The following is an 11,457-nucleotide window of genomic DNA, read 5'->3' as shown; positions in this document are numbered from 1 at the left end:
CTGGAGGCCGTGCCTGCGGGCGACCGCTCTTATGTGCTGCGCAAGCGCGCGGCGGCCAGCCAGGCCCCGGTGGCGGGCGAGATGGTGCTGGCGCCGGTGGTGGTGCAGGCCCAGGCCGACCGGGTGGCCGCTTCGGAGCACACGGGTTCTTACACGGCAGCGGAATCCAGCACGGCAACGCGCATGGGCTTGTCCTTGCGTGAGACACCGCAGTCGGTGACGGTGATCACTCGCCAGCAGATGGACGACCAGGGCCTGAGCAACCTGCCCGAGATTCTGGACAAGGTGACCGGGATTACCGTGGGCCGCAATGACAGCGAGCGCGCGACCTTCTACTCGCGCGGCTTTACCGTCGAGAACTTCCAGTTTGACGGCATGCCCAATACGATGGACTCGGCCAGCCAGTACACCACGTCTTTGGCCGACAGCGCCATCTACGACCGGGTGGAGGTGGTCAAAGGTGCTACCGGCCTGTTGACCGGCGCTGGCAACCCCAGTGCAGTGGTCAATCTGGTGCGCAAGCGGCCCACCAAGGAGTTCCAGGCCTCGCTGGAAGGTGGTGTGGGATCCTGGAGCAAGCAACGCGGTGTGGCCGATGTATCCGGACCCCTGAACGCCGATGGCAGCGTGCGGGCGCGCATGGTGGCCGCCGCGCAGAATGCCGATTCGCATGTGAACTACTACAGCCGCGATACCCGCAACCTCTATGGCATTGTGGAGGCCGACCTGGCGCCCCATACCACGGCAGCGCTGGGCATTGACTACATGCAGACCCGTGCTGACGGCGCAAGCTATGGCCATCTGCCGCTGTTTTTCTCGGATGGCAGGCAGACGCATTTCCCGACCTCGCTCAACCCGGCTACGCGCTGGTCGTACTGGAACAACGACAGCACCAACCTGTTTGCCGATCTGAAACATGTGTTTGACAACGGCTGGAAGCTGGAGCTGGCTGGCAGCCACCTGCGCCAAAGCCGTGATGTAAAGGTGGGTGTGGCGGCCTATGGGGAGCTCGATCCGGTGACGGGGCAGGGCATCAACCGACTCTCAGTCAAAATCCCCACCACCTCGACCACCGACTCGCTCAACGCCGTGCTGTCAGGCCCGTTCGAGCTGCTGGGCCGCAGCCATGAGCTGACTTTGGGGGCGGGTTGGTCGCGCGGGCGCCGTGGCGCGCCGGGCTATACCTCCAGCTACGACCCCGTGGACAATTATTTTGAATGGCAAGGCAATGCACCGGAGCCGCAATTCAATCGCATCAGCGACCGCGATACCCGCGTCACCGAAAAAGGTGCGTTTGGTGCTGTGCGCCTGCGCCCCACCGATGCGCTGTCCGTCATCCTGGGCGCAAGGCTGAGCTGGTACCGCCTGGTCGATGGCGAGACCGATCTGGCAAGCAGCGTCTACACGCTCAACGACCGGCTGAAGGTGAGCCACAAGGTCATTCCCTATGCTGGCGTGGTCTATGACTTCAGCAAGCAGTGGTCGGCCTATGCGAGCTACACCGATATCTTCAACCCGCAGACCTACTACAAGGATGCGGGCGGTGCGGCGCTGCCGCCGCTCACCGGCAAGAGCCAGGAGATCGGCATCAAGGGCGCGCTGCTGGATGGCAAGCTCAACACCTCGGTCGCGCTGTTCCACACCCAGCAAAACAATGCCGCGCAGTATGTGGATTCCAACCCCGCCACTGGCGAAGAAATCTACATCGCGGCCAAGGGCGTCAAGAGCCGGGGCGTGGAGATGGAGGTCTCCGGCCAGGTCACCCCGGCCTGGAATGTGTATGCGGGCTACACCTACCGCGAGTCCACCTTGGGCTACCAGCCCGATGTGATCCTGAGCGCCGTCAACACCAACCAGCCCAAGCACCTGGTCAAGCTCAGCACCAGCTACCGCCTGCCCGGCCAGTGGAACCCCGTGACGGTGGGTGGGTCGCTCAGCTGGCAGAGCGAGACCTACTACCAGCAAGCGGGCGACACCCAGTGGCGCGCCACCCAGCCGGCCTACACCTTGCTGGGCCTGATGGCGCGCTGGGAGGTGGACTCGCACTTGTCGGTAGCGCTGAACCTGAGCAATGTGCTGAACAAGACCTATATGCCGGGCATGGGCTCGTATGGCACTGGCGTGTATGGGGATCCGCGCAGCTATTACCTGTCGGCGCGCTATAAGTTCTAAGCGCCTGTTCGCCGTCGTTTGCGCTGTAGCGCCAACAAGGCCAACAAGGCCAAATGGAGGAGCTGCGGACTGCTGTTGGGCAAGCTCGCAGTTTTTCCTCCATCGCTTGCGCATCACCAGCCACTTGAGGCTGCGCTGGACTGCCCTGCGTTAGGGCATCACCCTCCACCTGTGTCGTCCACTTTGCTTGGCGATCTGCACGGTGACCTGTCCATCCAGAATGTCTGGGACACCTAGCTGCACGCTCACAGCGTCGCGATTTTTATGCCTGCAACAGGCAGATCGCTGCGCCGGATATGTTCCACATCGAAAAGTACGCAGGCACTGTGCGCCACTTGGGCAACTAGAGGAGCGGTATGGCCCACAGGCTCTGCTTCTGATCCGGCGCAGCGCGGCACAGAACATGACATACGGCTCCACCTTGCACGGAGCCTTCCCCTGCATTCACTCTCCTGCACCTCACTGAGGGCGTTGCAACGCTCGCAACTGACATCGTTCAGACAGCGATTCTGATTCACCAAGATGCTGAATGCAGTGGGTAGGGGACTTTGAACAGGTCTTCACTGTCTCACAGCGAGGTCGTACTGATGAATACCGAGTGCCTTGTTTCTATCGAGTCTTAAGTGGATTGCTTCGCAGTAATCTGCATGGTGATATTGCATCAAAAGGTTTTTATAGCAAGTGCGGAGTATGCCTATATAAGTGTAAGTATTTGTTTGGATTTGCTAGTCAGTCCCCGCGATTTTTCAGATGCAGCTTGGCGACAACTATCCGGTCACAGGTGCGGAGCAGGTGACAGTTTGTAGATAATCAAAAATGAGATTTAGGAGCATGCAGGCATGAAGGTGTGGGGTACGCGAAGCATGTTCTGATAAATTTTGATCGGCTAAATGTATGGCTTGAATAGATCGTCTTATTGAGTTGGTAGCAATTACAGACAATTGATGTGAGCATCAAAAATTTCAGTCTATTAATATCGGCCCATCCTAGTGGAAGGTTGGTTCAATGTTTAGTGGATTGATGACTGCCTTTTAGGCAGAGGAGGTGAGCAATGTCTACATAATTTATAGTTGGCTACCAACGTTCTGGCCTGCAAGTGCAAAGTATCCTTAAGCGTGCCGGATATTATTATTGGTTGTGATCAATCTACGCTGATATTAATCAGCTGGATTGTGGGAGATGAGCGATGAAAAAAGCAAAATTCGAGACATCATCAGGGCGCAGAGTTTTCATACAACGAGCCGCAGCTGGGGCATCTGTCTTATCAACTGCGGGGCTTGTCTATGCCAATGATGATTTGCCTATGCAAGACGAAGTACGTCAGTCTGGTTTGGCGGGGGATATCTATGATGTTTTACGAGAGAGCATTCTCATTGGTGCGTTTGCAGTCCCGGTGATCGGCGGATTTTTGTCATTTTTGGGTGCATCGTTTATACCCAGCTCTGGTGAGTCACCGGAGCAGATGTGGAACCGCCTGATGAGAGCCAGGATTTCAGATGCATTGTTGAGATTGGCTCAGAGGGATCTGGTCGGTCTTTCTGAAGTCAGTCGCCTCTATAAGATTGCTATTGAAAGTGGAAATAGTGACGAAATTAGGGCTCAAAGCATCGCTGCCAATACGCAATTTACGGCGATGGTTCCGGGGTTTCAAGTCAGAGGAGAGGAGGCTGCGCTGCTGCCTCTGTTTGCGATCGCTGCTACCCTTCATTTGGCATTGCTGAGAGATATGGTGCTCAAAGGACGAGATATTGGTCTGAGTGACGGGCTTGTGGCTAGATACACAAGTGAAATGGTTGTGCTGATCAGACGGTATACCATCTATGTGGATACCCATGCCTCGTCCACCATCGATAAAGCGCGCAGAGATAACCCGCACTCTACCGTCGGCTTGGCGCAAAACATGCCTTTGTCCGCGATGCTGATAGAGAAAACAAAATATCAGTTGACGGTGCTTGACCTGCGAGATACCTGGGCGAATCTTGATCCGATTCGCTATCCTGGTAAATCTCGTATTAAACTCGATCGCGAGATATTTACGCCCGTCATTGGCTGGTTGGGGCGAAAAAATAGCAGGCCTGATGTTATTCCAGTGTGGAGGCGTCCATCCTCCCCGCTGAGTAGCCTTGAAGTCTGGGATAGAATGCAATGGCGCACGCGTTTTATATTCGGTTTTGATGCGATGTATGAAGATGGCAGTGTCATGAGTTCCGGCTCCAGAATCAGTAATTCCCACAATGTGCGGTTGGGAAAATATATCAATAGGGTTACTGCGGAAGCTGCAGCAGGTGTGTATCAAATGAGATTTCGTAGCAATGATGGGCGCTGGACGAAAGTAGGTAGAGATGCTGATGATGACACGCCTATCAGGAGGTTTGATAGTTCTTATTCTGGGCATCGGCTGTCCTCAATTCGTCACGTGGGTATCGGAATGGGGGCCGCTGAAGGAGCTGTCCGTGGCTGCGTACTCGGGTTTCAACTGATTCATCCCAGTGGCGCTCCCATGTCCCGCGAAGCCCTCAACAGCATGGCACCCAAGATTGCGCCGCAGGTGCTGAAGTGGCTGGAGGATGAAGCTATTCCCAACCATGGTTTAATATAGCGAAACTCAATGACCCAGCTTGAAAAAGAACGGTGAGCGTTCCTCTGCAAAATCTTTGCCCAGTGAAATGCATTTGGCCGCCCGCGTCTGCATGCGGACCACGGCATGGGGTTTTGCAGAGCGTCATTGGCAGTCAAGCAGCCGTGGTCCGCTGTATTTATAACTTTTTGTTTAACAAATACTGAGCAGCGCTTGAGATCTTTGCGCTGAAGATAGTGTCTATTAGAGGTAACCGAGGCAGGCCTGCTGGCCGGCCTCATCTGCATCTACCGACTTCAGGAGCGATACCCATGCTGATACGTACCAACAACGCGGGCTTTGACCACGGCAGCAGCAGCGACATCACGCCTCAGCATCTGTATCTGAGCCGTCGCGACCTGCTCAAATTCGGTGCGGCAGGCGGCACGGCGCTGGCCGCAGGCGGCGCCTGGGCGCAAGCCGCCAAGGCCGATGGCACGCAAGCAATCAGCACCGTTCGCTCTACGGTGTCCGGTGCGATATCGATGGAGACGCCCACATCCTTCCAGGATGCCAGCACCTACAACAACTACTACGAGTTTGGCCTCGACAAAAGCGACCCGGCGCGCTACGCCCACACCTTGCAGACAAGGCCCTGGACGGTGCGGGTCGAAGGCCTGGTCAACAAACCCAAGACCTTTGATATCGAAGAGCTGCTCAAGCTGAGCGCCCAGGAAGAACGCATTTACCGCCTGCGCTGTGTTGAGGGCTGGTCCATGGTGATCCCCTGGGTGGGCTACTCGCTGTCCAAACTGCTGGCGCAGGTGGAGCCGCAAGGCAGCGCCAAGTATGTGGAGTTCGTCACCTTGGCCGACAGCAAGATGATGCCTGGCCTGCGCAGCGGTGTGCTTGACTGGCCCTACACCGAGGGCCTGCGCATGGATGAAGCCATGCACCCGCTCAGCCTGCTGGCCTTTGGCATGTACGGCAAAACCTTGACCCCGCAAAACGGCGCACCGGTGCGCCTGGTGCTGCCCTGGAAATACGGCTTCAAGAGCGCCAAGAGCATCGTGACCATCCGTGTGGTGGAGAAGCAGCCGGGCACCGCCTGGAACAAGGCGGCGCGCAATGAGTACGGCTTTTACTCGAATGTGAACCCCGATGTGCCGCATCCGCGCTGGAGCCAGGCGACCGAGCGCCGCATTGGTGAAGGCGGCCTGTTTGCCAAGCGCCACAAGACCTTGCTTTTCAATGGCTACGAAGCCCAGGTGGGCCAGCTGTACGCTGGCATGGATCTGCGCAAGAACTACTGACGCGTACATGCCGATGCCCAAGCCTTCACGTTTTTCTGCCAAAGCTGTGCAGCGGCTGCTGCTGCACCTGTTATGCCTGGTGCCAGCGGCCTGGCTGTTTTATCTGGCAGCCATCGATGGCCTGGGGGCCAACCCGGCTGAGGCACTGCTGCGTTCGCTGGGCGATTGGGCCATCCGCTTTATCTGCTTTGCGCTGGCAGTCACCCCCTTGCGGCAGTGGCTGCGCTGGAACGGGCTGGCGGTCTACCGCCGCATGCTGGGCCTTTATGCCTTCTTCTACGCCAGCTTGCACTGGCTGGCCTATGTGGTGTTTGACATGGGGGTGGATTGGCCCGCCATCGTCGACGACCTGATCAAGCGCCCCTTCATTCTCGTGGGCACCTTGGCCTGGCTGATCCTGCTGGCGCTGGCCATTACCTCGGTGCCCAAGATCATCCGGCGCATGGGCGGCAAGCGCTGGCAGATGCTGCACCGCGCGGTGTATGGGGCGGCTGCGCTGGCCGTGCTGCACTTTTGGTGGATGCGCTCGGGCAAGAACAACTTTGCCGAGGTGTGGCTCTACGGGCTGATCCTTGCCGGCTTGCTGGCGGCACGCTGGGTTTTTCAAAAGCGCAAGCAGATGCAGGCGGCGGCCAAGGCTGCCAGGGTCTGACTGGATTGGCCATTTCAAGCGCGCCTGCCTCCAGTGTTTGCGGGCGCGGCGCCTGGGTTTGCCGCCAAGTGCCGATGCCAGCAGACCGCCCCATGTACCGCACAATGACAGCATGAACCCCAGCAAACGTATCTTGATCGTCGAAGACGATGCCCCCATCGCGGAGCTGCTGCAACTGCATCTGCGCGATGAAGGCTATGAGGTGGTGCACATGGCCGATGGCGACGCGGGCATGCAGGCGTTGGAGCGGGGCGGTTGGGATGCATTGGTGCTGGATTTGATGCTGCCCGGGGTGGATGGCCTGGAGATCTGCCGGCGTGCCCGCGCGATGGCCTATTACGTGCCCATCATCATCACCAGTGCCCGCTCCAGCGAGATGCACCGCATCCTGGGGCTGGAGCTGGGCGCGGACGACTACCTGGCCAAGCCCTTCTCGGTGCTGGAGCTGGTGGCGCGGGTGCGCGCGCTGCTGCGCCGCAGCCAGGCCTTGGCGCAGAACGCCCGGCTGGATGCGGGTGTGCTGGTGCTCGGCCATCTGGAGATCGACCCCATATCGCGCGAGGTGAAGCTGGGTGGCACCCAGGTGGAGCTGACACCGAGGGAGTTTGACCTCTTGCATTTTTTTGTGCGCAACCCCGGCAAGGTGTTTTCCCGGTTTGACCTGCTCAACCAGGTCTGGGGATACCGCCATGATGGCTATGAGCACACGGTCAACACCCATATCAACCGCCTCCGAACCAAGATCGAAGCCGATCCAGGCAGCCCCAAGCGCATTCTGACGGTATGGGGCCATGGCTACAAATGGGCGGAGGAGACGCCATGAGGCTCGCATCCACCACCTTGGCCCAGCGCCTGACCCTGGTCTTTGTGCTGCTGCTGCTCGCCTGCAGTGCGGCGACGGTCTGGCTGCAGATGCGGGTGTCGGATCAGCGCGAGCAAGAGGTGGTGCAGCGCCTGTCGCAGGATTTGGCCGCACGCATCGCTCGATACCCGGAGCTGATGCGTGCCGATGGCCTGAATGCCGGCGCCAGCCGCGAGCTGTTTGGCAAGCTGATGCAGGTCAACCCGAGCGTCGAGGTCTACCTGCTCGACGACAGCGGCGCCATCCAGGCCTACGATGCGCCGCAAGAAAAGATACTGCGCCAAAAGGTTGATCTGGAGCCCTTGCAGCGCCTGTTCAGCGGCGCGGCGCTGCCCGTGCTGGGAGACGATCCCCGCAGCATGACCGAGCGCAAGGTGTTCAGCGCCGCGCCCTTGATGCAGGGCGGCCAGCGATCTGGCTATGTCTATGTGATCCTGCAAGGTCAGGGCCGTGACAACCTGGCTGCCCGCGTGAGCAGCGACGGCGCGCTGCGCACACTGCTGTGGTCGCTGCTGGTCGTGGTGGTGCTGGGCGCGGTCGCGGCAGCTGTGGCCTTTGGCCTGATCACCCGGCCGCTGTGTCGCCTGACGGCCGCGGTGCAAGAGCTGCAAACCGATGGCCTGGCCGACCTACCCCAGGCGCAGGCCAAGCTGCAAAAAGCCGCCCATGGCGGAGCCGATATAGCGTTGCTCAGCCAGGCCTTTGCACAGCTGGCGCAACGCACCTGGGAGCAGTGGCAAAAGCTGCGCAGCCAAGACCAGCAGCGGCGCGAGCTCTTCGCCAATATCTCCCACGACCTGCGCACGCCATTGACCTCGTTGCATGGCTATCTGGAGACCTTGCAGATCAAGGCCGATGTGCTGTCGCCCGATGAGCGCCGCCGCTACCTGGGCATTGCGTTGGACCAAAGCCGTAAGGTCGGTGATCTGGCGCAAAAACTGTTTGAGCTGGCGCGCCTGGAATACGGCGTGGTCAAGCCCGAGCCCGAGCGCTTCTTTCTGCCCGATCTGCTGCAGGACGTGTTCCAGAAGTTTGAGCTGGCCGCCGAAGCCAAAGCACAGCGCCTGCACGCCGTGATTGACCCGGATCTGCCCCCCGTCACCGCTGATCTGGGCATGCTCGAACGCGTCCTGGTCAACCTGATCGACAACGCCATCCGCGCCACGCCGCCAGGCGGCGATATTCAGGTGGAGCTGCGTGCCGCAGAGCAGGGCCGCATCAGCGTGACGGTGCAGGACACCGGCCCAGGCATCCCCCCCGCGCTGCGCGACAGCCTGTTCGAACGCCCCACCTTGAGCCGCATGCACAGCCGCAGCGATGGGCGGTCTGGTGGCTTGGGGCTGATGATTGTGCATCGCATTCTGCAGCTGCATGACAGCTCGATTGAGCTGCTGAGCGGGGCAGGGGAGGCGGGGGCGCGGTTTAGGTTTTATTTGCGCTAGGGCATAGCGACATGGGCTTCGCCACGGCCAAGCCCATGCTATGCAGAAGCAGCTGAGCAGGCCTATCGCAACAGCAGGGTCTGCTCTCCATCACTGGTGATCCACACGCCAGTGGCGGTGAAATTGTCGTTGCTGCCCTGGCCTACGCGCTCGACCTGGTCCATCAGATCGCTGACCCAGGCCTGCACCGAGCCTGACTTTTTCAACGATGCCTCAATATCTTCAGGTGCGAGGCAGTTCCAGATACCGTCGGTACACAAGAGAAATGCATCGCCGCTTGCCACGTCGACCGGTGCGGCAAGGACGTCTGGGCCGACCTCGCTGTTGGCGCCGACGGCTCCCAGCAGTACATTTTTTTGGGGGTAGGATCTGGCCTCTTGGGCCGAGAGCAGGCCCGCACTGACCAGGCTCTGCACGACGCTGTGGTCCACCGTCATGGCCATGAGCTCTGTGGCACGAAACCAATACATGCGTGAGTCGCCCCAGTGGGCCCAGACGGCCTTTTGGGCATAGGTATCGATGCGCAATTCGACCACCGTCGTGCTCATCTGCCTGAGCCGGGGGTTGCTTTGTTGCTCATCCTGGATGCGTTGCGACATCGCCCGGAGTTGCGCGCTGAACTGCTCGGGGTCAAGCGTCAAGACTGCGGCTCTGACGGCCTGCATGGCCAGGTGTGATGCCTGGGCGCCACCAGCGGCACCGCCCATGCCATCAGCTACCGCAAAGGACACGACATGTTTGTCCCGGACATGGCAATAGGCGTCCTCGTTGTAGCTGCGGTCCCCCTTGTGGCTGAGGGAGTGGTGTACGAGCGCCAGGGATGACTGTGCGCATGGGTGGGCTTGCCCGGTCATTGGGAATGGTCCTCATGGTGGTTCGCTGCCTCAGCTTGGTAAGCGCTGAGAAACTCGCTGCCCCATGCCGTAGGGCTTTGATTTTTCATCTCTTCCTTGAGCCACTCATAGTGGCTGCAGTACAGTTCCCAAAGACGCGCCTGGCGCTGGGCGGCAAACAGCGTCTTGTTGCGGCCCAGGGACTCAAGCTGCTCGTTGAAATGCTTTGGCGAAAACCGGTCGAGCAGCCCGCGCACAGCGGCTTGGGTGCCTGCCATCATGGCCATTTCGTGGCTGCGCAAGTCCTGAAAGGCGTCTACAAGGGCCTCCGGCCCCGCTTGAAAACCGGGCATGCGTGGGCCAAAGATCTGCGCCAGCGCGGAGTCAGCGGTGGGTAGAAACTTCAAAGGATTGTTGGCTTCGGCATTGATCAGGGTGACCGATACCCGGACTTCTTGCTTGGCGGCCGCGCGCGAGCCCAGCAGGTCCATGCAGCCTTGTACCGAGGTGCCCAGCATCTTGCCGATGACATGCATCAGCTCCGGTGTCAGTGTCTCTGGATACCGGCATTCGCACAGCCCCGCACCTGCTTTGAAGCCCAGCAACAGCGCTTGTGCCACATCGGCCTGCTCGCTAGGTTGTGGTGCTTGTGCTTGTGCTTGTGCTTGTGTTGTGGCCGAGGGCGCTGGAATGTCTGAGCCAGGCTCTGCTGCAGATGAATACGCTGGTGCTGAATTGACGCGCGGGTCGCCCGCAGGTCCCGTCGCTGCGGCGGTTTCGGTATCTGCCCTGGGGTGCTGCAGTACGCCACGCAAGTCCATGGCGAGGGCCTGATCGGGCGGCGCATGGCAATGCCCGCGCTCTTCGGTGGGCGCTTGCCCATCCAGGGCCGATCCACCATGCAGGGCATTTTCCACAGCTGGCGCTTCTAGGCCCGCGCTTGACGAAGCGATGTCGAAAAGCGGTTCCAGTACGTTGCCACCGCCCGGACCGCCCTCCAGTAGGGCTGGGGCAGCAGGGCAGGATGTCTGCGCTTCGTCTGCATGTGCAGCTGCAGGATCGTGCAACACTGCTGTCTCAGCAGCTGGCGGCGATGGGCTTGGGTCATAGGCGCGAGGCGCGCGAAAATACGCACCCATCTCTACTCGGTGGTCTGCCAAGGCCGGGGATTGACTGGCCCGGTCCTGGAACATGGCTTCCGGGTTGAGCATGGCGTCGGCGGACTGCTTGGCAAACAGCTCCAAAGGGTCGAGCGTGTGGGATGCGTCGACCAGCCCTTGGTGCTGTCTGCCATTGAGCGGGTCTTGGGTCAGCTCGGAAATATTGCCTTCGCTGGGCTGAAAGCTGGCGTCCACGGTCTGCTCGGCGAACATGTCACCAAAGCTGGCCGGGCTATCCATCTGGCCCAGCGGATCGGCTGTGTTGCGGGGGGATACGCCTTGGAGCGCCAGAGGATTGAAGTCTTCCGGAATCATGCCGGCGTGCTGGCGTTGGTACGGCGCCGCAGCGACCTGGCTGCTCAGGGGCGCCGCCAGTAGGTCGGCAAACGGGTCGGTGCCCAGTGACATCGTATCGGGCGGTCTTGGGGGCGCTTGTGGTATTGGTGTTGATTTCCACACAGAAGTG

General features: G+C 59.9%; 8 protein-coding genes. 6 read left to right on the top strand and 2 right to left on the bottom strand.

Translation table 11 applies throughout. The annotated features are described in order from the left end of the window. The 6 genes from H928_RS0101950 to H928_RS0101920 all read left to right on the top strand — a co-directional run. Nucleotides 1-2,172 (top strand): TonB-dependent siderophore receptor (locus H928_RS0101950; protein ID WP_021024980.1); only part of this gene is annotated, 2,172 nt, incomplete at its 5' end. A gap of 1,186 nt (nt 2,173-3,358) precedes the next feature. Then, the gene (locus H928_RS30515) at nt 3,359-4,771 is read left to right on the top strand and encodes an insecticidal delta-endotoxin Cry8Ea1 family protein (protein WP_084635608.1); all 1,413 of its coding nucleotides are present in this window, start codon (nt 3,359-3,361) and stop codon (nt 4,769-4,771) included. Between the two features lie 290 nt (nt 4,772-5,061). After that, the gene (gene msrP / locus H928_RS0101935) at nt 5,062-6,042 is read left to right on the top strand and encodes a protein-methionine-sulfoxide reductase catalytic subunit MsrP (RefSeq protein WP_021024977.1); all 981 of its coding nucleotides are present in this window, start codon (nt 5,062-5,064) and stop codon (nt 6,040-6,042) included. Between the two features lie 13 nt (nt 6,043-6,055). Further along, nucleotides 6,056-6,694 (top strand): sulfite oxidase heme-binding subunit YedZ, encoded by a 639-nt coding sequence (locus H928_RS0101930; protein ID WP_052329673.1) that lies wholly within the window; start codon nt 6,056-6,058, stop codon nt 6,692-6,694. A gap of 112 nt (nt 6,695-6,806) precedes the next feature. Beyond that, on the top strand, nt 6,807-7,517 hold the full coding sequence (locus H928_RS0101925; protein WP_021024975.1) for a response regulator transcription factor: 711 nt from the start codon (nt 6,807-6,809) through the stop codon (nt 7,515-7,517). Further along, nucleotides 7,514-8,998, top strand: a complete 1,485-nt coding sequence (locus H928_RS0101920) for a HAMP domain-containing sensor histidine kinase (protein ID WP_021024974.1) — start codon at nt 7,514-7,516, stop codon at nt 8,996-8,998. Before H928_RS0101925 ends, H928_RS0101920 begins: the two co-directional genes overlap by 4 nt. A 62-nt stretch (nt 8,999-9,060) precedes the next feature. Here H928_RS0101920 and H928_RS25760 read toward each other — a convergent pair whose 3' ends face one another. Next, nucleotides 9,061-9,852: a PP2C family serine/threonine-protein phosphatase gene (locus tag H928_RS25760; protein WP_043338299.1), complete on the bottom strand. Its 792-nt coding sequence runs from the start codon at nt 9,850-9,852 to the stop codon at nt 9,061-9,063. Next, nucleotides 9,849-11,457: type VI secretion system-associated FHA domain protein TagH (gene tagH, locus H928_RS0101910; protein WP_148293009.1), on the bottom strand; the 1,609-nt coding region annotated here is incomplete at its 5' end. The genes H928_RS25760 and tagH, both read right to left, overlap by 4 nt.

The organism is Comamonas sp. B-9 (assembly GCF_000410635.1).
GTDB lineage: Bacteria > Pseudomonadota > Gammaproteobacteria > Burkholderiales > Burkholderiaceae_C > Comamonas.
The sequence above is the reverse complement of the archived record's forward strand: the minus strand, read 5'-3'. Positions and strand labels throughout refer to the sequence as shown.